The organism is Pseudomonas sp. JV449 (assembly GCF_032424295.1).
In the GTDB taxonomy this organism is placed as follows: domain Bacteria; phylum Pseudomonadota; class Gammaproteobacteria; order Pseudomonadales; family Pseudomonadaceae; genus Aquipseudomonas; species Aquipseudomonas marginalis.
Map to the genome: position 1 here is coordinate 55,029 of NZ_VYKD01000016.1, position 21,502 is coordinate 76,530.

Sequence of the window (21,502 nt, forward strand, 5' to 3'; positions counted from 1 at the left end):
GATATCCAGGCATGACGATGGAAGAATGGAAGCACCCTTTTTTTGATGAAAGTATGCCTGCTTGCGCATTGCATGGAGGTTGGCTGAGTTTTTGTCTGGTGGATGAATCAGGTGATGGGAAAGCCTATGGAGGGCTTAGATATGATGTTGTTGACAGCGCAGGGCAGCGGTACAAAGGCCATTTGAATGGAGAAGGGTTTGCACGGTTGGAGGGGCAGTGTCGCGGTCCTGTCGTGCTGGTTTTAGATGCTCCATATGAGGCGGGGAGGGGCTACTATTCAACATTGCAGCAGCGAGACAGCTATCCATTACCGATCACCGATCTTCAAGTGCGAGCTGAACAAACCCGTTTTTCAAGCGTCGATGGTCGGCGAACTGAAAGCAATCCAGGACGACAGAGCTCAGATCGGTTTTACCAAGTTGAAGTAAGCGATCTGGTTCGCCATATCGCCCATCTTCCCCCCGTGGAAAAAACACCCCACCGCCCCCAGCGCCACGCATTAAAAATGATGGCCGACCTGGGCTTTGGCCCGCCCCAGCCAACCTTATCGGGTATCGTGCTGTTCCCCAGCCAGCATACCGTTCTCGAAGTCCGACCGCTGCGAGCCTTGCGCCCGATGCTCTCCACTGAAGATGAGTTCTGTGCTTTGAACCTGTATCAGTTGGCTTTGTTTGCAGCGTTGAGTTACTGCGATTTTGGGCAGGAACCCTCAAAGAAACCCGTTGATAAAGTCCATTTCCCGCTGGACCCCAGCGTTGGGAATCTGTTTGGCAAGCAACTGTCTGGATACCGTGAAGCCTGGCGAGTTGATCCCGAGCAAACCCGGCGATTTCTCCCTCTTTATGAAGATGTCCCTTATTCCAGGCGCTTCGAAATCCTGCCCTTCGACCCTGAGTTGTACCTGCAAAATCGCCCGGAGTTGGGCGAAAAACAGGAACATCCCGCAAGCTTGCACTTCTTTGATGACGAAAAAGACGGCACTGACACCCAGGCGTTCATCACCCATCACGATGAGGTGATCCTGATTTCAGTGCGCGGAACGTTCAGCACGGCCGACGCACTACGGGATGCAAACGCCCATCAGGTTGCATTCGCCGACGGGGTCGGCAAGGCACACGAAGGTTTCTATCAGGCTTACCGGGCTGTGCGTGACTTCGTACTGCGTTACCTCAGTCAATTTCACATAGGCCAACGAATAGTCATTTGCGGTCATAGCTTGGGCGGCGCAATTGCGTTGTTACTGGCAGAAGCGTTACGTCGTATTCCTGAGCGTAACTACAACATCCTCCTCTACACCTACGGCGCCCCCCGCGCCGCCGATGCCGAATTCACTGCCGGCGCTTCCACGTTGGTCCACCACCGCATCGTCAACCACAACGACCCGGTCCCCAGCGTCCCGGCCCCTTGGATGAACACCACCGCCAAACTCTGGATCCCCGGTGCCGTCACGCTATTCAGCGCCCCCACGGCCGGGGGCCTGTTGTTCGCCGCCGGCCTGGTGCGTATTGGCGGCAACCCCTACCAACACCACGGCGATCAACAGCACTTCATGCCGATCATGCTCCCGGACGGTACGCATTCGTCCGTGCTGTGGAAGCCGGGCTGCGAGTCCATTGAAGAAGCCGGCCGCAACCGGGCATGGCAAACGCGCGGTGACATGCCCGATCGCGAAGGCCTGATCAAACAGTTGGTGCAATACAAGCAGCATTTCATGACCGCCAGCTACATCCCGGCCGCCTGGGCGACGTTGCGTCGCTGGCAACAAGCGGTGGATAGCAACGGTCCTCTGGTGACCCAACGGGAGTTTGAACTGCTCGACCACGCCCTTGCGACCATGCGCAAGCAACTGCAAGACAAGCGGCGTGAACTGGCTCGACAGCGCCCGGCCAACGACCGTGCCTATGAATACCATGAGCCGCTGAACGCTGAGATCGACCGCCTGCACACCAGTCGCGAACGCCTGCAAACCCTGCGCTGGCGTCGTCTCGACGCGCGTGATGTCTACGGCAGCCATAGCCACTCCTCCAACCTGCAACCCAGTCTCAAGCGCTGGTTCCGCCATCGTGAAAATCAGGCGTTGCCTCAGGTCGCGAGCATCCCTCCCGCTGCGCAGAGTGAGCTGGGGAGGGCACAGCCGCTGGATCTCGACTCAATCGTCTGACCTGGGTGCTTAGACAAACTCTACCTGCGCCGGCTGGCGTTTCATCAACACCTTGCCGTGGCGAATCGAGTACAGCGGCAGCCCTTGGCTGCGAATCACCTCGTAGTCGCTGTCGGCCGAGAGGATCAGCAGGTTGGCTGGGCGCCCGGCTTCTAGGCCGTAACGGTCACCCAGGGCCAGGGCCTTGGCGCTGTTGTCGGTCACCAGGTCGAGGGCGCTTTGCAGGTTGCGGTAGCCGAGCATATGGCAGATGTGCAAACCGGCTTCCAGCACGCGCAGGATGTTGCCGTTGCCCAGCGGGTACCAGGGATCGACGATGGAGTCCTGGCCAAAGCATACGTTCATGCCGGCCTCCAGCAGCTCGTTGACCCGGGTGACACCACGGCGTTTCGGGAAGCTGTCGAAGCGACCCTGCAGGTGGATGCTTTCGGTGGGACAAGAGACGAAGCTGATCCCGGAGTGCCCCAGCAGGCGGAACAGTTTGGCGCAGTAGGCATTGTCGTAGGAACCCATGGCCGTGGTGTGGCTGGCGGTGACGCGGGCCCCCATGTCGCGGCTGCGGGCTTCTTCGGCAAGTACTTCGAGGAAGCGTGAGTGCGGGTCGTCGGTCTCGTCGCAGTGCACATCCACCAGGCAGCCGGTGCGTTCGGCCAGGTCCATCAGGAACTTCACCGAACTCACGCCTTGGTCGCGGGTGTATTCAAAGTGGGGGATGCCGCCGATCACATCGGCGCCCAGGTGAATAGCTTCTTCCATCAGTTCGCGGCCGTTGCGGTATGACTCGATGCCTTCCTGGGGAAAGGCGACGATTTGCAGGTCGATCAGGTGCGTGCTTTCTTCGCGCACTTGCAGCATGGCCTTGAGCGCCGTGAGGTCGGGGTCGGTGACATCGACATGGGTGCGTACATGCTGGATGCCGTGGGCGGCGAGGGACTGGATGGTTTTTTTGGCGCGGGTCCTGGTGTCTTCCTCGGTGATGGTGGCCTTGCGTTCACCCCAGCACTCGATGCCTTCGAACAGGGTGCCGCTCATGTTCCAGCGTGGTTCGCCGGCGGTGAGGGTGGCATCGAGGTGAATGTGCGGTTCGACGAAGGGCGGTATCACCAGGTTGCCGGCTGCGTCCAGGTCATTGGGCCCCACTGCCGGCGCTGTTGTGTGTGGGGTGATGCTGGCGATCCGGCCGTGTTCCAGGTGCAGATCATGCAGGCCTTCACGGTTGCGCAGGCGGGCGTTGATGATGTGCATGGGCAAGTTCCTCTTGGCTAAAAACAATCAGGCAGACAGCCGCCAGATCATCAGGGCGATGCCGATGTCCAGGCGGTCATAAGCGTTATCCAATGTCAGACCGCACAGGGCTTCGATGCGCTGGACACGGTGTGTCAGGGTATTGCGGTGCAAGGCCAGGCGCTGGGCGGCAGCCACAAGGTTACCATTCTCGTGAAACCAGGCTTCCAGGGTCGGCATCAGGCTGGGCCCGTGGTGCAGGTCGTGACGCAGCAGCGGGCCCAGGCGTTCATTGAGGAACTGGTCGAGCAGGGCGCGATCACGCACACCGCTGAGCAGCTTGAGCACGCCCAGTTCGTCATACACGCACAGCCCGGCACGCTCGCTGAAGCGTCGTGCCGCCACCAATGCCTGGCGTGCTTCGTCCTGCGCCTGGGCCAGGCGCGCGGGTGGGTGTGCAGCGGCGCTCAGGCCGATAAACAATTTCAGCGGCGCCAGGCGCAGGTTGAGCGGGTTCAGCCAGTTGGCCAGTTGCTGGCGGTTGGCCAAGGCCGTGACGGCATCCGGTGCCGGCAGCAGCAGGGTCCATTGTCCGGCGCGCCCCAGTACCGGCAGTACCGCCGATAATTGACGCAAGCGCCGACTGATACCGTCGTGTTGCCGCGCCAGCTGTGCCTCCACCTGTGCCGCGTCACCCTGGGCAAACAGCAACTCACTGCCTTCCAATTGCAGTTGGGCGACCTGCCAATGCCCGGCCAGTGGCATATTCAATTGCACGGCCCGATGCAGCAGCAAATCCAGGGATTGATAATCCCCGCTCAGCAAGCGCTCCAGCACGTCGTGCCGCGAGCGTCCCAGTTGCTCGGACTGGATCAGCGCCGAACCAATCGCCTGGGTCACCAGTACCATTTTCAGCGAGTAGGGCTGTTCGATCAGCGGCATGCCGGCGGTTTCGGCGGCGTCGAGCAAGCGCTGGGGAATTGCCTGGATATACGCCGCTCCCGTCAGGATCACCAACCCGGCCACTTGGCGCTGGCAGGCTTCGTCCAGCAGTTGCAGGAGGTTGGCCTCATCCCGTGGGTGGTTGATGCCGGTGACGAACACCAATTCACCGCCCAGCACCCACTCGGCGATCCCACTGTTTTCCGCCACATAAGGCCAACGCACGACGTTATCCAGGGCGGCAGCGCCGGCGCGCAGGCGCATGGATTCCAGTCCCGGCAACGCCAGTACATCCGCAATGGTCAGGCTCATGCCCGGGCATCAGCCAAAGGCACGCGCAGCACGGCGGTGAGCGCGACGTAGGTCAGCGACGCGGCAGCGATGCCCACCAACGGCGCGACCCACGGCGAGTTGAACGCCAGCACGGTACCCACTGCGTACGCCACCAGCCCGGCCCAGTTGAAGGCTGGCAGGCGCGCATCCGCCAGGCGCGGGTAGTGGCCGCGCCAGCGGTAGAAGAAGTCCGCCATGATCACCCCGCCAATCGGCGGAATCACCGTGCCCAGCAGGATCAGGTACGGCACCAGCATGTCGTACATACCCAGCAACGCCAGCAAGGTGCCGATCACCGCACCCGCCAAGGTCACGGTTTTGCGCCGCTTGGTGCGCAGCAGGTTGCAGCCGGCCACGGCGAAGTTGTAGATGGTGTTGTCCTGGGTGCTCCAGATATTGAGCAGTAACATGGCCATTGCCGCCATGGCAAAGCCTTGCAGCAGCAACACTTCGACCACGTCGGGCTGTTGGTAGACGATCGCGCCATAGGCGCCGATCAGCACCATCAAACCATTGCCGATAAAGAACCCGATCAGGCTGGCCAGCACCGCGACCTTGGCCGAGCGGGAAAATCGCGTCCAGTTGGTGGCCTGGGTGGCGCCGCTGACGAACGTGCCGAACACCAGGGTGATCGCCGTGGACAAATCCAGCTCGCCGGTCGGCACCACCGCCAGCAGCCCATCCAGCCCGCCGACTTTCACCGTGGCGACCCACATCGACAGCAACAGCAACAGGCCCATGGCTGGCACCGCGATGTAGGAAAGAATCTCCAGCCCGCGATAGCCCACGTAGGCCGTGGCGCAAAACACCAGGCCGAACAGCACCATCAACGCCAGCACGCTGCCCTGGCTCAGCTCGAAATACTTGCCCAGCACCACGGCCGCCGTGGCGGTGCCCCAGGCGTACCAGCCGATCTGGGTGAACCCGAGGATCAAGTCACTGAGCTTGCTGCCCACCTCGCCAAAGCAGAAGCGGCCCATCAACACCGAGTTCAACCCGCTCTTGAACGCGATGTAACCCAGGCCTGCGGCGTAGATACCCAACAGCAGGTTACCCAGGGCCACCACGCCGAGCATCTCGGTGAAACTGAACGCCACCCCGAGCTTGCCGCCGGCAAACATGGTCGCGGTAAAAAAGGTAAAGCCCAGCAGCACCATGGCGGTCGACGCCAGGCCTTTGCGCGCATGCATGGGGACTTCGCTTAAGGGGTAATCGTTGCCCGGTTCTTGCTGCGTCATGTGCGTGCTCCCTGAATGAGTGACGCAGGCCTGTTGCATCGGGCGTGCCAAATCACCGGCAGTGACAGGCGCACGGTCGCCACTGTGCACCGTGCACAGTATTTATAGCCAAACAGGCGGGGAATGCAGGCGGGAGTGTTCGTTGTGCCCAGACGGGCACGAAAGCGGTGCAGCAGTGATACAAATTGGATCAGTCGAACAGCGTCTGCGTGGTCTCGCCGCGATGAAAGGCGAACGCCGCCTCCAGATCACTTTCGATGGTGCGCCCACGGGACAGCGGCGGCAGCTCGTCCAGGCTGAAAAAGCCCACCTCGGTGGTCTCGAACCCGGCCACCGGCGCCAGTTGATCCACCCGTTCACACAGGAAATACAACTTGTAGAAATCCCGCACATCCGGCCGGTACAGCCCCTTGGCCTTGTGGGTGACGCTATACAGTGCACGCGCAGTAACGCTCAGGCCGGCTTCCTCGCGAATTTCCTTGATGATGTTTTCCGCCGCCGACAACCCGATATCGGCATAACCACCGGGCAGCGCCCAGCAACCGTCGGTGGCCTCGCGCACCAGCAGAATCCGCTCACCCTCGATCACCGCGCCACGTACGTCGATCATCGGCGTCGAATAGCGCTGGGCGAAATCCGACACCAGCCCGGTGATGCGCTCCAGCGGCACGTTGCCCAGTTGTGCCAGCATGCTGTGGGCAATCTCGGCGATTTCTTCCAGGCGTTCGCGCTCGAAATCATCGGTGCAAAAGTGCAGCCCCGTGGAGGCCAATGCTTGCAAGCGTTTGGCCTGGGCCAGCCAGGTAGTTTCCATGGACATCTCCTCGGTCGCGAAGAAGGGCAAGGGTGGAAGGGTGCTACGGGAGGCACAAAAAAACCACCGCAAGGGTGGTTTTTTAACAGCGCAGGTTTACTCGCCGCGATAGATGCAGCCACTGGTGCAGGTCTCGTGGATGCGGATCGCACTGAGCTCCGGCAGCAGCGGCTTGAGTTCAGTCCAGATCCACTTGGCCAGCACTTCGCTGGTGGGGTTTTCCAGGCCTGGGATGTCATTGAGGTAGTTGTGGTCGAGGCGTTCGTAGAGCGGCTTGAAAATCGCCTTGATCTCCGAGAAGTCACGAATCCAGCCGGTATGGGGATCCAGGTCGCCGCTCAGGTGGATCGCCACCTTGAACGAATGCCCATGCAGGCGCCCGCACTTGTGGCCTTCCGGTACGTGGGGCAGGCGGTGGGCGGACTCGAAGGTAAACTCTTTGAAGATTTCCACAGTATTTTCAGCTCGGTCAGGTATCTGGCAGGCGGCGAGTTTAACAGCTTGATCCCATGCCGCGCATACCGCTGGGTCAAAGCGCCTGCAAGCGCTCGCCCAGGCCACCGTTATCGGCCAGCTGCAGAAACTCATCCCCCAGCCGCCGGCTCTCGCTCATCGCGGTTTGCCAGTACTTGTTGCGGCTCGGGTCGTCGCCCATGAAGCGCTTGAAGTCGCTGCGGTCCGGCAGTTTGCCGTGGGGCAGGCGGGCCAGGTAGTCCCTGGACGGCGCCAGCAGCAACACATCCTGCAAGCCTTGTGGGTTGCTGCGCCGCCATGGCAGGCCCTTGTCGAACCAGCCGGGGATGACCCGGTCGGTGAAGTGCGGGTACAGCACGATGTCGTCGCCGTGGTAGGGCAGGTCGAGGTGGTAGTCCAGCAGGCCGCCGTCGCGGTAAGTGCCGGTGCCGGCTCCGGGCAGGTCGCGCACGCCTTGCATCACCATGGGGATCGACCCGGACGCCAGCAGCGCCTGGCGCAGGTTACCCATGTCCAGCTCAAGAAAGCGCGATGGAAAATCCTTCAGCGGGTGCACCGGCGGTGCCTGGCGCGGGTCGTGGATGATCAGCCGCTCGAAATGCCGCGCCAGCCGCGCACGGCCGCGCAGGTTGTCGGCAATCACCGATGACAGGCCCAAACCCAGGCGCCCACGGTGGTCATCGGCGAGCAGGCCGTGGCTCTTGACCACCATGATGTTCAGCCGGTAGTCGGGGTTGTCCAGCACTCGTGCATCGCGGCCGGCCAGCAGGTCGTCGAGCATGCGCTGGCAGCTGCGGCTGACTTCGGCCATGGTCACGCCTTTGGCAAAGCGTTGTTCGTTGTACAGGCGGCCGAGGTCCAGCAGGCCTTGCACCGGGTCGGGCAGGCAGGCGCTGGCAAACCGCCAGGAACCGATCGATGCGCCGATCAACGCCCGCTCCCGCGGTGCGCGCGGCAGCCAGTCGCCGAACAGCGCCAGGTCCAGGCCCTGGATCCCCAGCGCCTTGGGGCCGCCGGCCGCACCGGGAAGGATGCCGACATCCGCAGGCTTGAGACCCTGTTCGCGAATGTGCGCAAAGGCGCGTTTGCCGGCCTTGAGGGTCAGGGCGGGGAACTTGATATGGATGGCTGTCATACCGGTCTCTGTTGAAGCGAGGTGTAGGCGCAAGCGTGCTCGCGAAAAACGTTAACGATACCGCGTGAGTCCTGAATAAACATCGTAGCCCGTCGCGCCTGCTGGAAATTGCCATGGTGGCAATTCAGTTTCAGTTAAGTTGCAGCCGCTACCGTGGCCGGCGTAGGAAAAACATCGTGTAACGGAGACTCATCATGAAACGCCTCACTGCTCTGGTCGCCGCCGCTATCATCGCCTCCACGGCGACTCAGGCCGGAGCCGTGGACCCCGACAAACCACTGATCGTGCCCGCCACTGTTACAATTGTCGCTTTCGACCAGCTCGAAGCCACAGCCCAGGCCCTGCACCCCGGTTCAACGCTGTTGGACACCGACCTGGACGAGGCTTACGGCAAGTATGTCTATGAAGTCGAACTGCAAGATGCCGACGGCATTGAATGGGAGGTCGAATTGGACGCGCTTACCGGGCAGGTTCTCAAGAATCATCAGGATACGTAATGAAGGTAAATTTACGCGCCGGCAGTCGAGTGGCGTTGGTGCTGGTGGTGTTCTGCTCAGGCTTGCAGGCCCGCGACCTCAACCAGGACGAAGCCTTGGCGCTGCGCCAGCAGGGGGTGATCCTGCCTCTGGAGCAACTGTTGCAGCAGGCCATGGCGCGGTATCCCGGCTCGCGCCTGCTGAAAGCCGAGCTTGAGAAAAAGCACGGCCAATATGCCTACGAAGTGGAACTGGTGACCACCGACGGCGTGGTGCGCGAGATCAAACTCGACGCCACCAACGGTGTACTGATCAAAGATGAGGAAGACTGATGCGCCTGCTCCTGGTGGAAGACAACGTACCCCTGGCCGATGAACTGCTGGCCGGCCTGCAGCGCCAGGGTTATGCCGTCGACTGGCTGGCCGACGGCCGTGACGCCGCGTATCAGGGCCGCAGCGAACCCTACGACCTGATCATCCTCGACCTCGGCCTGCCCGGTTTGCCCGGCCTTGAGGTGCTGGCGCAATGGCGCGCCGCCGCGCTGACCACCCCGGTGTTGATCCTCACCGCCCGCGATTCCTGGGCCGAGCGCATCGAAGGGCTCAAGGCCGGTGCCGACGATTACCTGAGCAAACCGTTTCACCCCGAAGAGCTGCACCTGCGCATCCAGGCGCTGTTGCGCCGCTCCCACGGGCAGGCCAACCAACCCACCTTGCAAGCTGCCGGCCTGCACCTGGACGAAGGCCGCCAGTGCGTGCTGCGCGATGGCGACGAGATCCAACTGACCGCCGCAGAATTTCGCCTGTTGCGCTACTTCATGCTGCACCCCGAACAGATCCTCTCGAAAAGCCACCTGGCCGAGCACCTGTACGACGGCGAGACCGAGCGCGACTCCAACGTGCTGGAAGTGCACGTCAACCACCTGCGCCGCAAACTCGGCCGCAGCGTGATCGAAACCCGGCGCGGCCAGGGTTACCGCTTTGGCGCCAGCCCTGCATGAAGTCGATTCAGCGCCGCCTGAGCCTGGGCCTGATCAGCGTGATGGTGATCGTCGGCGTGGTACTGGCGCAAACCAGCCTGTGGTTGTTCGAGGCCGGTTTGCAACGCTACCTGGAAGCGGGGTTGCGCAACGATGCCGAGAACCTGCTGGTCGCCCTGGTACGCGGGCCCAACGGTGTGCAACTGGATGAGCAGCGCCTGTCGCCGGCCTACCAGCGGCCGTTTTCCGGGCATTATTTCCGTATCGATTTTGCCGACACTCACTGGCGCTCCCGTTCGCTGTGGGACCAGGAATTGCCCCGACTGCCCGAGGCCGGGCTCAAGGGCAACCTGCAATTGGGGCCCGAAGGCCAGCAATTGCTGGTGCTGCGTTCGGACTACAAGCGCTTTGGCCAATCGATTTCCATCAGCGTGGCCCAGGACTACACCCCGGTGCGGGAAAGTTTTCGCCTGATGCGTCGGATCGGCCTGGTGCTGGGGCTGGCGGCACTGCTGCTGGTGTTGTTTTTGCAGCGAGTCACCGTACGTCGCGCCTTGCGCCCGCTGGAAAACGCGCGTAACCAGATCGCCCAACTGCAACAAGGCCAACGCTCGCAACTCGACACCCAGGTGCCGCTGGAACTGGAACCACTGGTCGCCCAGATCAACCACCTGCTGGCCCACACCGAAGACAGTCTCAAACGTTCGCGCAATGCCCTCGGCAACCTTGGGCATGCGCTGAAAACCCCGCTGGCGGTGCTGTTGAGCGCCGCCTCGAGCGAGGCGCTCAAGGATCACCCCGAACTGAGCAAACTGCTGCGCGAACAATTGGAGCAGGTGCAACAACGCCTCAACCGTGAACTCAATCGCGCCCGGCTGGCCGGCGAAACCCTGCCGGGTGCCTTGTTCGACTGTGAACAAGAACTGCCCGGCCTGCTCGCCACGTTGAACATGATCCATGGCGAACACCTGGACCTCAGTTACCACGTCGCGCCGGGTCTGCAACTGCCCTGGGACCGCGAAGACCTGCTGGAGCTGCTCGGCAACCTGCTGGACAACGCCTGCAAATGGGCGGATGCGGAGGTGCGCGTGAGCGTCAGCGAGACGCCGCATGCTTACCTGCTGGCGGTGGAAGATGACGGTCCCGGGATTCCCGAGGCCCAGCGTGACCAGGTCTTCAGCCGCGGTGCACGCCTGGACGAACAGATCGACGGCCATGGCCTGGGGCTGGGGATCGTGCGCGACATTGTCGAGGTGTGGGGCGGGATGTTGCAGTTGCAGGAGAGCGAGCTGGGCGGGCTCAAGGCACTGATCGAATTGCCACGCCGCCAGATCTGAAAACACCCCCGTAGATACCGTCTTATCCAACACCGCGCAAATCCGCAGCTGCCGAGCGCAAGCGAGGCTGCGTCAGGCGCGCTGCCGATTCAAGCTCGAGCCGCGGCCGACGCAGCCTCGCTTGCGCTCGACAGCTGCTACGAAAACCAATCCACCTCACGGCCCCACCCCCGTAGCAGCTGCCGAGCGCAAGCGAGGCTGCGTCAGGCGCGCTGGCGACTCAAGCTCGAGTCGCGGCCGACGCAGCCTCGCCAAGGCTCGGCAGCTGCTACGGATGTGTGTGGTGTTGGATAAGACGGTATCCACGCGTGGGAGCGATCACTCAGACGCGGAACTGGTCCATCAACCCCTGCTGCTGATTGGCCAGGCTGTTCAACGCCTGGCTCACCCGCGCCGACTCATTGGCCTGTTCCGACAACGACTCGGTCACATCGCGAATGGTCGCCACATTGTGGTTGATCTCTTCGGCCACCGCGCTTTGTTCTTCGGCAGCGCTGGCGATTTGCAGGTTCATGTCGCTGATCACCGTGACCGCATCGCCGATCTGGCGCAGGGCGGTAACGGCCTCGCCGACCTGTTCGACACTGCCCTGGGCCTGGCGATAGCTGTTGCCCATGGAGCCGACGACCTCTTCGGTACCGCTCTGCAATTGCTCGATCACCAGGCGGGTTTCCTCCACCGACTCCTGGGTCCGCCGTGCCAGGTTGCGTACCTCGTCGGCGACCACGGCAAACCCCCGGCCGGCCTCACCGGCGCGGGCGGCTTCGATTGCCGCGTTGAGCGCCAGCAGGTTGGTTTGCTCGGCGATGCCGCGAATCACTTCGAGCACGGAGCCGATCTTCTCACTGTTGGCAGACAGGCCTTCGACCTGGGCCATGGCGGTGCTCATATCGGCCGCCAGTTGGCCGATGTTGGTGGTGGTGCGGTCGATCACTGTCAGGCCGTCGCGGGTAGCCTGGTCGGCATCCCGCGCGGCCTGGGCCGCCTGGGCGGCGCTGCGGGCCACGTCCTGGGCGGTGGCGCTCATTTCGTGGGAGGCGGTGGCCACCTGGTCGACCTGGCGGTACTGCTGCTCCATGCCGGCGCTGGTTTGCGTCGCAATCGCGGCGGACTGGTCGGCGGTGCCACGGGCGTCCTGCACCGAGCGTTTGACTTCGGCAATGATGGGTTGCAGCTTGTCGAGGAAACGGTTGAACCAGCCGGCGAGCTGGCCCAGTTCGTCCTGTTTGTCATACGCCAGGCGGCGGGTCAGGTCGCCTTCGCCGCTGGCGATGTCTTCAAGCATATGGGCCACGCCGAGGATCGGTCGGGTCACGCTGCGGGCCATCAGCCAGACCAGGATCAGGCCGATCACGGCAGCCAGCAGGCCCAAGCCCAGTTCCAGCAGGGTGCCGCGGGTATTATCGGCGTCCATCTGGGTCTTCAGTGCTTCAGCCGGCCCCACCAGGACTTTTTCCGGTACATCCAGCAACACCCCCCATGGCTTGCCGTCGGGAATCGGCGCGAACGGCGCCAGCACCTTGAGTTGATGGTCGGTGCGCAGACTGCGGGTCTGTGTCCCGCCGGCCAGGGCGCTGATCAATTGCGCGCCGCTTTGCGTATCGACCTGATCCAGGCGTTTGCTCAACTGGCTGGCGTCCGCGCTGTAGCCGGCAAGCAAACCGGTGGGGCTGAGGATACTGACCTGGGTCTGGCCGTCATACAGCTTCTGGCTGGCCTGCTGGCTCACGGCCTGCAGGCTGTTGAGGTTGATGTCCACCGACAGCGAAGCGATCACCTTGCCATTGACCGTCAACGGAAACACGATGCTGGTCATCAGCACGTTTTGCCCGTCGATCACATAAAAGTACGGTTCGATCACACACGGCTTGAAGGTGCTGCGCGGGCAGGTGAACCAGGCGTTGGCCGGTTCGCCGCTGGGGCCGACGCGGGTGTCGGACATGTCGCTTTCCGGCAGTGCCATCGATGTCAGCGTGCCCGGCGTCGGCTGCGACCAGTACAGGGCGAAGCGGCCCTTGTCGTTGCTGCCCAGTTCGGCCTGGTCGGCAAACAACTCATCCTTGCCATCCAGCGCATTGGCTTCGAATACCAGGGACAGCCCCAGCAGTTCCGGGTTGGCCTGCAGGGCGGCCTTGACCTGGCGGGTCAGGTCTTCGCGGGTGTCGAAGGCGTCGAGGAAGCGTTTTTCGGCTTGCTCACGCAGGAACAGGACCTGGCGGGAAAACCCGTGCCCATATTGATAGGCGTCCATGAATTGCCGGCGGATGCCCGCGGCCTGCACCTCACCTTGGGCCTCGATGCGAGCCTGGGCCGCTTCATCGAGCATCTGCATGCTGGAAGCCTTGACCTGCTCGGAACTCTGCGCCATGCGGTACAACGACAAACCCACCAGCAGGGTCACGATCCCCAGCAGGCACAGGCCGGCGAGCAGGGTGATTTTCCATTGAATGGAGAGCTGTCTGAGGGACATCGGTACATCCTTACCTGAAAACACATAGAGCACGGTTATCGGCCGATCTGGAATTTTCTTTATTCAAACGATCAATTTAAACCTGAAAGCGGCGTCGCTTTTTGACATGAGGCGCGACCTGCTGCACAGTGCGCGCCCTCTAATAAGACCTCCTTCAAGCCTGCACGCCGGCTGCCATCCGATGGCCGCCCGGGCGCGGGCATGCCTGTTTTGTATGTTTCTGCTTGAGGTAACCATGATTAACGCAGTCATCGCCGCGGTCGGCACCATGCTGGTGCTCAGCCTGTCCCGCGTGCATGTGGTCATCGCCATTATTGTCGGCGCCCTGGTGGGCGGCCTGACCGGTGGCCTGGGCATCGAGGCCACGCTCAAGGCGTTCAACGGTGGCTTGGGAGGGGGGGCGACCGTGGCCTTGTCCTACGCCTTGCTCGGCGCTTTCGCCGTGGCGATTGCCAAGTCCGGCCTGGCCCACGCCCTGGCGGACAGGGCCTTGCTGCTGGTCGACCGTCAGCAAGCCAGCGGCGGCAACCACGTCAAATGGCTGCTGATCGGCCTGCTGTGGGTGGTCGCGATTGCGTCGCAGAACATCCTGCCGATCCATATCGCGTTTATCCCGTTGCTGGTGCCGCCCCTGTTGTATGTGCTGACCAAATTGCAGTTGGACCGCCGCCTGATCGCCTGCGTGATGACCTTCGGCCTGATCACGCCGTACATGTTCCTGCCGGTGGGCTTCGGCAATATCTTCCTCAACCAGATCCTGCTGGCCAACGTGGCCAAGAGCGGCGTGGACATCAGCCAGGTCAACGTCACCCACGCCATGAGCCTGCCGGCGCTGGGCATGGTGGTCGGGCTGCTGGTGGCGGTGTTTATCAGCTACCGCAAGAAGCGCGTGTATGACCTGGAGAAAATCGAGCGGGTCGAGCAAGTGGCGGTGCAGTACAACCCGCTGACCCTGGCGGTGGCGGGCCTGGCGATTGCCTCGGCGTTCATCATCCAGTTGTGGCTGGACTCCATGATTATCGGCGCCTTGGCCGGGTTCCTGATCTTCTCGGTCTCGGGCATCGTGCGCTGGCGCGACACCGACGACCTGTTTACCGAAGGCATGAAGATGATGGCGATGATCGGCTTCATCATGATCGCCTCGTCAGGCTTTGCCGAAGTGCTCAAGGCTACCGGCGACGTACGCTCGCTGGTGGAAACCTCGGCGGCGTTCATCGGCCATAGCCGTGGGGTGGGGGCGTTGTTGATGTTGCTGGTGGGGCTGCTGGTGACCATGGGCATCGGCTCGTCGTTTTCCACAGTACCGATCCTGGCGGCGATTTTCGTGCCGCTGTGTGTGCAACTGGGCTTCAGCCCGCTGGCCATCGTGTGCATCGTCGGCACCGCCGGGGCGCTGGGTGATGCCGGTTCGCCCGCCTCGGACTCCACCCTGGGCCCGACCTCCGGCCTGAATATCGACGGCCAGCATCACCATATCTGGGACACCGTGGTGCCGACGTTCCTGCACTACAACCTCCCATTGCTGGCGTTTGGCTGGTTGGCGGCGATGACGCTCTGATCTACAGATTCACCGGCGCTGGCCGATAACCTCTCAAGTCGCCCAATAAGAGAGAAAAGCCATGCGTCTGAGCCTGAAGGCCAAAGTCCTGTCCCTCGCCGTTGTGCCGGTGTTGCTGTTCGCCGTGGTCATCAGCCTGACCACCGTGTGGATCCTCCAGGGCCAGGCGCGCAATGAGGTGGATGAAACCCGCCAGCGCCTGCTCAACAACGCCAAGGCCACCCTGCAAAGTTATGTGGAAGTGGCCATGACCACCATCAAGCCGCTCTATGACGCGGCCGCCCCCGGCGATACGGTGGCGCGGGCCGAGGTGGTCAAGCTGCTGTCCAACACCAGCTACGGCAAGGACGGTTACTTCTTCGGCTACGACTCCGAGACCATCCGCCTGTTCAAGGGCAACAGCCCCGACGGCGTGGGCAAGAGCTTCAAGGACAACCGTGATCCCAACGGTGTCTACGTCAACCGCGACCTGGTCAAGGTCGGCAAGGACGGCACCCACTACCTGCAATACAGCTCGACCCAGCCCGGCCAGACCGAACTGGTGCCCAAGATGGGCTACACCGAATACCTGCCCAAGTGGGACATGGTCATCGGTACCTCGGTGAACCTGGATGGCATCGAAGCCCAGGTGGCGGTGGTCGAAGCCAAAGTGAAAACGCGCATGGAAGGCGTGCTGCTGAGCATCCTCGGCGTGGCCGTGGTGGTGTTGCTGGTGATCGCCGCTGCCGGCATGCTGCTGGCCAACACCATTTTGCGCCCGCTGCATTTGATGAAAGCCAACCTCGACGACATTGCTGCCGGCGAAGGCGATTTGACCCGCCGCCTGGCCATCACCAGCCAGGACGAGCTGGGCGACCTGGCTGGTGCGTTCAACCGCTTTGTCGACAAGATCCATGGCCTGGTGCGCCAGATCACCGAGATGACCACCCAACTCACCGGCCTGGTCAGCCAGGTGTCCGACCAGGCCCAGCGTTCTGAGCAGGCCATGGAACGCCAGCGTCACGAGACCGACCAGGTGGCCACCGCCATCAATCAGATGTCCTCCGCAGCGCAAGAAGTGGCGCGCAGTGCCCAGGGCGCCTCCGTGGCCGCGCAACAGACCGACGCCGAAGGCCAGGCCGCCAAGCGCGTGGTGGACGGCAGCATCGCGCAGATCCATGCGCTGGTGAATGACATCCGCAGCAGCGGTGTGTCCCTCGACAGCCTGCAGCAGGACGTGTCGTCGATTGTCAGCGTGCTCGGCGTGATCCGCTCGATTGCCGAACAAACCAACCTGCTGGCCCTCAACGCGGCGATCGAGGCCGCGCGGGCAGGGGAGGCCGGGCGCGGTTTTGCCGTGGTCGCCGACGAGGTGCGCGCCCTGGCCAGCCGCACGCAAACCAGCACCCAGGAAATCCAGGGCATGATCGACCGCCTGCAAAAAGGCACCGAAGCGGCCGTGGATGCCATGCGCCGCTCCAGCGATGCCGGCGACGGCACCTCGGCCAAGGCCAACGAAGCCGGGGCGTCCCTGGACACCATGGCCCAGTTGATCGGCACCATCAACTCGATGAACGCGCAGATTGCCAGCGCTGCCGAAGAACAGACCGCCGTCGCCGAAGAGATCAACCGCAGCGTGCATCAGATTGCCGTGGCGGTGGACAGCGTGGCCGATGAAACCCAGTTGGGCGCCCAGACCTCGCGCAGTCTGGCGGACCTGGGCCAGCGGTTGGGGCAGTTGGTGGGGCAGTTCAGGATCTAGAGATCGCGCATCAACAACCCAAAGCGCAGATCCACCTGCGCTGGCAGGGGCACATACACCGTGTGCCCATCCCCCGGCGCCACTTCGATGGCTTCACCCTTGGCGTTGTGCAGACTGGACAGGTCAAAGTGAAAGTTGCCGGCGGGGGTCATCAATTCCAGATGATTGCCGACGGCAAAGCGGTTCTTCACCTTGACCTCGGCCAACTCGCCGCGGCGCTCGCCGGTCAATTCGCCAACAAACTGCTGGCGCTCGGACACTGAGCTGCCGTTCTGGTAATTCTGGTATTCGTCGTGCACGTGGCGGCGCAGGAAACCTTCGGTGTAGCCGCGTTGGGCCAGGGATTCCAGGTCGGTCATCAAGTTGCGGTCAAACGCACGGCCGGCCACGGCATCATCGATTGCCTGGCGGTACACCTGGGTCGTGCGGGCGCAGTAGAAATGCGATTTGGTGCGGCCTTCGATCTTCAGCGAATGCACGCCCATGTGGGTCAGGCGCTCCACATGCTGCACGGCGCGCAGGTCCTTGGCGTTCATGATGTAGGTGCCGTGTTCATCCTCGAAGGCGGGCATCTGTTCGTCGGGGCGGTTGGCTTCCTGCAGCAGGAACACCTGGTCGGTGGGCGCGCCGATCCCCAGTGTGGGTTCCGGTTGATACACCTGGACAATATCGCCCGTGGCGTTTTCCACCGCCGGGGTGGCCTGGTATTTCCAGCGGCAGGCATTGGTGCAGGTGCCCTGGTTGGCATCACGTTTGTTCATGTAGCCCGAGAGCAGGCAGCGCCCGGAATAGGCCATGCACAAGGCACCGTGGACAAACACTTCCAGCTCCATGGCCGGCACCTGCTGGCGAATCTCGCCGATTTCTTCCAGGGACAGCTCCCGCGACAGGATCACCCGGCAAATTCCTTGCTGCTGCCAGAACTCCACGCTGGCCCAGTTCACCGTATTGGCCTGCACTGAGAGATGGATCGGCATCATCGGGAAGTGCCGGCGCACCAGCATGATCAGCCCTGGGTCGGACATGATCAGCGCATCCGGGCCCATGGCGATCACCGGGGCGAGGTCCTTGAGGAACGTCTTGAGCTTGGCATTGTGCGGCGCGATGTTCACCACCACATAGAACCGCTTGCCCAGCGCGTGGGCTTCCTGGATGCCGAGCGCCAGGTTGGCGTGGTCAAACTCGTTGTTGCGCACGCGCAGGCTGTAGCGCGGCTGGCCGGCGTAGACTGCATCGGCGCCGTAGGCGAAGGCGTAGCGCATGTTTTTCAGGGTGCCGGCGGGGGCGAGCAGTTCGGGGGCAAGGACGAGAGGCATGGGGATCGGATCGCAAAAGGCCGCGAGCGTAGCCCAACATGTGCCGGGCTTTATTGATCTGGGTCTACGCTTACCGCAACAAAGATGGCACTCCCGGGATTTGCGGTGGACTAAGCAGCTGGACGCACACGCGCGGCCTGCTTTTCTGACATGGATCGGACATGAATCAAACCAACCTGCAATTCAAGACCCTGCTGCTACTGCTGGCCCTGGTGACCGTCGCCTTTATCTGGATATTGCTGCCGTTCTACGGTGCAGTGTTCTGGGCGGTGATCCTCGGCATCATCTTTGCGCCGATGCAGCGTCGCCTGCAGCAGCGCTTCGGCTGGAACCGCAACCTGACGTCCCTGGCCACCTTGATGGTGTGCCTGGTGATCGCGATCCTGCCGGTGATCATTACCAGCGCATTGCTGGTGCAAGAGGGCGCCACGCTGTACAAAAACGTCGAGAGTGGCAAGCTGGATGTGGCCGGCTATATCGAGCAGTTCAAGAACTTCCTGCCGCCGTACTTCCAGCACCTGCTGGACCGCTTCGGCATGGGCAACCTGGAAGGGCTGCGCGAGAAGATCGTCAAGAGCGCCATGCAGGGCAGCCAGTTCTTTGCGACCCAGGCGTTCAGCTTCGGTCAGGGCACGTTTGATTTCCTGGTGAGTTTTTTCATCATGCTGTACCTGCTGTTTTTCCTGCTGCGGGACGGCCCGGAACTGGTGCGCAAGGTCCGCACGGCGGTGCCGCTGGCCGAGCCGCAGAAGCGTCGGTTGCAGCTCAAGTTCAATCGGGTGGTGCGCGCCACGGTCAAGGGCAACGTGCTGGTGGCCGTGACCCAGGGGGCGCTGGGTGGTTTGATCTTCTGGTTCCTGGACATTCCCAGTGCGTTGCTGTGGGCGGTGTTGATGGCGTTTCTGTCACTGCTGCCGGCCGTGGGCGCGGGCATTGTGTGGGGGCCGGTGGCCGCCTACTTCCTGTTGAGCGGTTCGATCTGGCAGGGTGTGGTGCTGGGCCTGTTCGGCGTGTTTGTGATCGGCCTGGTGGACAACGTATTACGCCCGATCCTGGTGGGCAAGGACACCAAGATGCCGGACTACCTGATCCTGATCTCGACCCTGGGCGGCCTGTCGGTATTCGGCCTCAACGGATTTGTGATCGGGCCGCTGGTGGCGGCGTTGTTCATGTCCAGTTGGGCGTTGTTTGTCGAAAGCAAGCCGCGGGTCAAGTTGCCGTTGCCGTAGAGGGGCAGCTTCAAGCTTCAAGCTTCAAGCTTCAAGTTTGTAGCTTGTAGCTTGTAACTGCTTCTCCGCTGCGTCTTTAGTCGTCAGCGGGCCGCTGATGGCTTCGCCGTCGCGCACCACGTACCAGCAAGCCAATAAACCCAGCTCTCGAAGCGGGGCAGGGACGGCGCTGCCGATGACGGACATGATTTGAACAGTGGGCATAAGGACCTCCAATCGCTATGGAGGTCACCTTACGGGGCACAGGCGCTCAGGAAAAATCATCTGGCTCGATAGTCGACATCAACAAAAGGCCTCAGTCGACCACTTGATCGAGCATGCTCACCACTTCCTGCTCATTAAGCAGGCCTTTGTGCACCAGGTTTTCCGCCAGCAGCGCGAGGAACTTGGCGCTGCGGTGGCCTTCCAGGTGCTTGAGCTCCGTGAGGGCGCTGTAGACCTTGCTGGACGTACACAGGCCAGCGGTGCGGTGCGGATTTTGTGTGGGCATGGTCAGTCGTCCTTGTTGTTATGGAGTGGACAGGATTGATAGTGGGAGTGTGTCGTGACACAAACATGACAGCGTGAGCCCCGTTCGGGCAAGTAGACTTTCGACCTTAATCATGTGGGATTGCAGCCCGGCCATTGTCCTCAGAGCGACCTTGGCAGGATAAATCCGGACGTTACCCACAAGAAAAGGCCCCGCGGGTGGGCGAGGCCTGTTGCATAGCTGACGGTTGAGACTTACCAGCCGCGGCGGTAATAGCCGTGGGGCGGGCCATAGTAGCCACGCGGTGGGCCGTAGTAGACCGGCGCCGGGCGGTAATAGACCTCCTGCTGCACGTACACCGGTGGCGGTGGTGCGTAGTAGACGGGCGGGGGCGCGGCATACACCGGCTGTGGTTGCACGTAGACCGGCTGCTGCACATAGACCTCACGGGGCTGGCTGGCCACCACGGAGCCCACTACGGCGGCGCCGACCAGGGCACCCAAGACGGCTGGGCCACCCCATCCACCACCATGGGCGGAGGCTTGGCCTGCCATAGCGAGTGCACCTACCAGCAAGGCGATCTTGGGGATTGTACGAATCATGGTCATTCCTCGGTTAGCCCCTGCGCTTGTGGTCTGCAATCAATAGACTCAAGTAATGTCGCGGGGATACTTTTAAGACAACGTATTTCTGAAAAACAGCACGGCCGCTAAGTAAAGGTTGTGTAAGGTCTGTACCGATTTGCTTACTCAAAGGAGTTATCCATGCAGATGCACCCCAACAAGGACACCCAACTGTGCATGTCGCTGTCGGCCCGCCCTGGGAATTTTGGCTTGCGTTTTCATAACCACCTGTACGAACAGCTGGGGCTGAACTTCTACTATAAAGCCTTCAGCAGCCAGGATTTGCCCGGCGCGATAGGTGGTATCCGTGCGTTGGGCATCCGGGGTTGCGGGGTGTCCATGCCCTTCAAGGAGGCCGCCATTGCCTTAGTGGACGAACTGGACGATTCGGTTCAAGCCATCGACTCCCTGAATACCATCGTCAATACCAATGGCCATCTCAAGGCCTACAACACCGACTACATCGCCGTCGAACAATTGCTCAAGAAACACGCCGTGCCGCAGGATTCGACCTTCGCCCTGCGTGGCAGTGGCGGTATGGCCAAGGCCGTGGCGAGCGCCTTGCGGGATGGCGGTTACGCCAATGGTGTGATCGTGGCGCGTAACGAAGCGGCGGGCCGGGCGTTGGCGCATAACCTGGGGTATGAGTGGCAGGCGGAACTGGGCGATTTGCGCCCGCAGATGCTGATCAACGTGACGCCCATCGGCATGACCGGCGGGGCCGAGGCGGATGCCCTGGCGTTCGAGGCGGATGCCGTGGATGCAGCGGACACTGTCTTCGATGTGGTGGCGATCCCCGCCGAAACGCCACTGATCGTGCGTGGACGGGCCAAAGGCAAGCGGGTAATCACTGGGCTGGAGGTGATTGCGATCCAGGCGTTGGAGCAGTTTGTGCTTTATACCGGCGTGCGGCCTACGGATGAACAGTTCCAGGCAGCAGTAGCCTTCGCCCGCAACTGAAGGCCACTGCAGCTCTAAATGT

At 62.2% G+C, this 21,502-nt stretch carries 20 protein-coding genes and 2 pseudogenes; 10 read left to right on the forward strand and 12 right to left on the reverse strand.

Translation table 11 applies throughout. The features are described 5' to 3' along the window. The first annotated feature begins 11 nt into the window (after nucleotides 1-11). On the forward strand, nucleotides 12-2,162 hold the full coding sequence (locus F6S08_RS15925) for a lipase family protein (RefSeq protein ID WP_315871873.1): 2,151 nt from the start codon (nucleotides 12-14) through the stop codon (nucleotides 2,160-2,162). A gap of 9 nt (nucleotides 2,163-2,171) precedes the next feature. Here F6S08_RS15925 and codA read toward each other — a convergent pair whose 3' ends face one another. The 6 genes from codA to F6S08_RS15955 all read right to left on the reverse strand — a co-directional run bounded on the left by codA (nucleotide 2,172) and on the right by F6S08_RS15955 (nucleotide 8,322). Then, the gene (gene codA / locus F6S08_RS15930; RefSeq protein WP_315871874.1) at nucleotides 2,172-3,407 is read right to left on the reverse strand and encodes a cytosine deaminase; all 1,236 of its coding nucleotides are present in this window, start codon (nucleotides 3,405-3,407) and stop codon (nucleotides 2,172-2,174) included. A 27-nt stretch (nucleotides 3,408-3,434) separates the two neighbouring features. Beyond that, nucleotides 3,435-4,640, reverse strand: a complete 1,206-nt coding sequence (locus F6S08_RS15935) for a PucR family transcriptional regulator (RefSeq protein ID WP_065926933.1) — start codon at nucleotides 4,638-4,640, stop codon at nucleotides 3,435-3,437. After that, complete coding sequence (gene codB, locus F6S08_RS15940; RefSeq protein ID WP_065939378.1) at nucleotides 4,637-5,899, reverse strand: cytosine permease; 1,263 nt, start codon at nucleotides 5,897-5,899, stop codon at nucleotides 4,637-4,639. Before codB ends, F6S08_RS15935 begins: the two co-directional genes overlap by 4 nt. Before the next feature lie 190 nt (nucleotides 5,900-6,089). Continuing rightward, entirely contained in the window at nucleotides 6,090-6,713 is a 624-nt protein-coding gene (locus F6S08_RS15945) for an NUDIX hydrolase (protein ID WP_027603137.1), read from the reverse strand. Nucleotides 6,714-6,809: 96 nt separating this feature from the next. Beyond that, nucleotides 6,810-7,166, reverse strand: a complete 357-nt coding sequence (gene queD / locus F6S08_RS15950; RefSeq protein WP_003237990.1) for a 6-carboxytetrahydropterin synthase QueD — start codon at nucleotides 7,164-7,166, stop codon at nucleotides 6,810-6,812. Nucleotides 7,167-7,242: 76 nt separating this feature from the next. Further along, complete coding sequence (locus F6S08_RS15955) at nucleotides 7,243-8,322, reverse strand: hypothetical protein (RefSeq protein WP_065926936.1); 1,080 nt, start codon at nucleotides 8,320-8,322, stop codon at nucleotides 7,243-7,245. Nucleotides 8,323-8,516: 194 nt separating this feature from the next. Between F6S08_RS15955 and F6S08_RS15960 the strand changes: the two genes are divergently transcribed. From F6S08_RS15960 to F6S08_RS15975, 4 genes are read left to right on the forward strand one after another with little or no spacing between them, the layout of a single operon-like run. Further along, nucleotides 8,517-8,819: a PepSY domain-containing protein gene (locus tag F6S08_RS15960; RefSeq protein ID WP_065926937.1), complete on the forward strand. Its 303-nt coding sequence runs from the start codon at nucleotides 8,517-8,519 to the stop codon at nucleotides 8,817-8,819. Beyond that, complete coding sequence (locus tag F6S08_RS15965; protein ID WP_315871875.1) at nucleotides 8,819-9,130, forward strand: PepSY domain-containing protein; 312 nt, start codon at nucleotides 8,819-8,821, stop codon at nucleotides 9,128-9,130. The genes F6S08_RS15960 and F6S08_RS15965 overlap by 1 nt, the downstream gene beginning before the upstream one ends. Then, a complete protein-coding gene (locus F6S08_RS15970) occupies nucleotides 9,130-9,798 on the forward strand; it encodes a response regulator transcription factor (protein ID WP_065926938.1) in 669 nt (222 codons plus the stop codon). Before F6S08_RS15965 ends, F6S08_RS15970 begins: the two co-directional genes overlap by 1 nt. Next, nucleotides 9,795-11,114, forward strand: coding sequence for a sensor histidine kinase (locus F6S08_RS15975; RefSeq protein ID WP_074845296.1), 1,320 nt, complete (start codon nucleotides 9,795-9,797; stop codon nucleotides 11,112-11,114). Before F6S08_RS15970 ends, F6S08_RS15975 begins: the two co-directional genes overlap by 4 nt. Nucleotides 11,115-11,436: 322 nt before the next feature. On the opposite strand, the gene F6S08_RS31425 is transcribed toward F6S08_RS15975, so the two are convergent. Both F6S08_RS31425 and F6S08_RS31430 read right to left on the reverse strand, forming a co-directional pair. Further along, the gene (locus F6S08_RS31425; protein WP_370671270.1) at nucleotides 11,437-12,192 is read right to left on the reverse strand and encodes a methyl-accepting chemotaxis protein; all 756 of its coding nucleotides are present in this window, start codon (nucleotides 12,190-12,192) and stop codon (nucleotides 11,437-11,439) included. 102 nt (nucleotides 12,193-12,294) lie between these two features. Continuing rightward, a pseudogene (locus F6S08_RS31430) lies at nucleotides 12,295-13,584 on the reverse strand (HAMP domain-containing protein); the annotation flags it as partial. Between the two features lie 238 nt (nucleotides 13,585-13,822). Between F6S08_RS31430 and F6S08_RS15985 the strand changes: the two are divergent. From F6S08_RS15985 to F6S08_RS31440, 3 genes and pseudogenes are all read left to right on the forward strand, one after another. Next, entirely contained in the window at nucleotides 13,823-15,142 is a 1,320-nt protein-coding gene (locus tag F6S08_RS15985; RefSeq protein ID WP_161985740.1) for a Na+/H+ antiporter family protein, read from the forward strand. A 61-nt stretch (nucleotides 15,143-15,203) separates the two neighbouring features. Further along, nucleotides 15,204-16,025, forward strand: a pseudogene (locus F6S08_RS31435) (cache domain-containing protein); the annotation flags it as partial. A 102-nt stretch (nucleotides 16,026-16,127) separates the two neighbouring features. Next, the gene (locus tag F6S08_RS31440) at nucleotides 16,128-16,883 is read left to right on the forward strand and encodes a methyl-accepting chemotaxis protein (RefSeq protein ID WP_370671271.1); all 756 of its coding nucleotides are present in this window, start codon (nucleotides 16,128-16,130) and stop codon (nucleotides 16,881-16,883) included. Here the strand turns inward: F6S08_RS31440 and yegQ are convergent. Beyond that, nucleotides 16,880-18,199, reverse strand: a complete 1,320-nt coding sequence (yegQ, locus tag F6S08_RS15995) for a tRNA 5-hydroxyuridine modification protein YegQ (protein WP_065926943.1) — start codon at nucleotides 18,197-18,199, stop codon at nucleotides 16,880-16,882. The two genes, F6S08_RS31440 and yegQ, sit on opposite strands and share 4 nt — an antisense overlap. A 161-nt stretch (nucleotides 18,200-18,360) precedes the next feature. Here yegQ and F6S08_RS16000 point away from each other — a divergent pair, with 161 nt between their 5' ends. Next, nucleotides 18,361-19,428 (forward strand): AI-2E family transporter, encoded by a 1,068-nt coding sequence (locus F6S08_RS16000; protein WP_027603150.1) that lies wholly within the window; start codon nucleotides 18,361-18,363, stop codon nucleotides 19,426-19,428. Nucleotides 19,429-19,452: 24 nt separating this feature from the next. Here F6S08_RS16000 and F6S08_RS16005 read toward each other — a convergent pair whose 3' ends face one another. The 3 genes from F6S08_RS16005 to F6S08_RS16015 form a co-directional block, all read right to left on the reverse strand. After that, nucleotides 19,453-19,632, reverse strand: a complete 180-nt coding sequence (locus F6S08_RS16005; protein ID WP_065926944.1) for a hypothetical protein — start codon at nucleotides 19,630-19,632, stop codon at nucleotides 19,453-19,455. A gap of 91 nt (nucleotides 19,633-19,723) precedes the next feature. Continuing rightward, a complete protein-coding gene (locus F6S08_RS16010) occupies nucleotides 19,724-19,918 on the reverse strand; it encodes a hypothetical protein (RefSeq protein WP_027603152.1) in 195 nt (64 codons plus the stop codon). A gap of 233 nt (nucleotides 19,919-20,151) precedes the next feature. Then, the gene (locus F6S08_RS16015) at nucleotides 20,152-20,505 is read right to left on the reverse strand and encodes a hypothetical protein (protein WP_027603153.1); all 354 of its coding nucleotides are present in this window, start codon (nucleotides 20,503-20,505) and stop codon (nucleotides 20,152-20,154) included. A gap of 156 nt (nucleotides 20,506-20,661) precedes the next feature. Between F6S08_RS16015 and F6S08_RS16020 the strand changes: the two genes are divergently transcribed. Continuing rightward, nucleotides 20,662-21,480 (forward strand): shikimate 5-dehydrogenase, encoded by an 819-nt coding sequence (locus F6S08_RS16020; RefSeq protein ID WP_074845302.1) that lies wholly within the window; start codon nucleotides 20,662-20,664, stop codon nucleotides 21,478-21,480. Nucleotides 21,481-21,502: the final 22 nt, after the last annotated feature.

Coding starts and splice junctions, on each gene's coding strand:
- F6S08_RS15925 (WP_315871873.1), top strand. CDS start 12: ATGACGATGGAAGAATGGAAGCACCCTTTTTTTGATGAAAGTATGCCT.
- codA (WP_315871874.1), bottom strand. CDS start 3,407: ATGCACATCATCAACGCCCGCCTGCGCAACCGTGAAGGCCTGCATGAT.
- F6S08_RS15935 (WP_065926933.1), bottom strand. CDS start 4,640: ATGAGCCTGACCATTGCGGATGTACTGGCGTTGCCGGGACTGGAATCC.
- codB (WP_065939378.1), bottom strand. CDS start 5,899: ATGACGCAGCAAGAACCGGGCAACGATTACCCCTTAAGCGAAGTCCCC.
- F6S08_RS15945 (WP_027603137.1), bottom strand. CDS start 6,713: ATGGAAACTACCTGGCTGGCCCAGGCCAAACGCTTGCAAGCATTGGCC.
- F6S08_RS15955 (WP_065926936.1), bottom strand. CDS start 8,322: ATGACAGCCATCCATATCAAGTTCCCCGCCCTGACCCTCAAGGCCGGC.
- F6S08_RS15960 (WP_065926937.1), top strand. CDS start 8,517: ATGAAACGCCTCACTGCTCTGGTCGCCGCCGCTATCATCGCCTCCACG.
- F6S08_RS15965 (WP_315871875.1), top strand. CDS start 8,819: ATGAAGGTAAATTTACGCGCCGGCAGTCGAGTGGCGTTGGTGCTGGTG.
- F6S08_RS15970 (WP_065926938.1), top strand. CDS start 9,130: ATGCGCCTGCTCCTGGTGGAAGACAACGTACCCCTGGCCGATGAACTG.
- F6S08_RS15975 (WP_074845296.1), top strand. CDS start 9,795: ATGAAGTCGATTCAGCGCCGCCTGAGCCTGGGCCTGATCAGCGTGATG.
- F6S08_RS31425 (WP_370671270.1), bottom strand. CDS start 12,192: ATGGAGCAGCAGTACCGCCAGGTCGACCAGGTGGCCACCGCCTCCCAC.
- F6S08_RS31440 (WP_370671271.1), top strand. CDS start 16,128: ATGGAACGCCAGCGTCACGAGACCGACCAGGTGGCCACCGCCATCAAT.
- yegQ (WP_065926943.1), bottom strand. CDS start 18,199: ATGCCTCTCGTCCTTGCCCCCGAACTGCTCGCCCCCGCCGGCACCCTG.
- F6S08_RS16000 (WP_027603150.1), top strand. CDS start 18,361: ATGAATCAAACCAACCTGCAATTCAAGACCCTGCTGCTACTGCTGGCC.
- F6S08_RS16005 (WP_065926944.1), bottom strand. CDS start 19,632: ATGCCCACTGTTCAAATCATGTCCGTCATCGGCAGCGCCGTCCCTGCC.
- F6S08_RS16010 (WP_027603152.1), bottom strand. CDS start 19,918: ATGCCCACACAAAATCCGCACCGCACCGCTGGCCTGTGTACGTCCAGC.
- F6S08_RS16015 (WP_027603153.1), bottom strand. CDS start 20,505: ATGACCATGATTCGTACAATCCCCAAGATCGCCTTGCTGGTAGGTGCA.
- F6S08_RS16020 (WP_074845302.1), top strand. CDS start 20,662: ATGCAGATGCACCCCAACAAGGACACCCAACTGTGCATGTCGCTGTCG.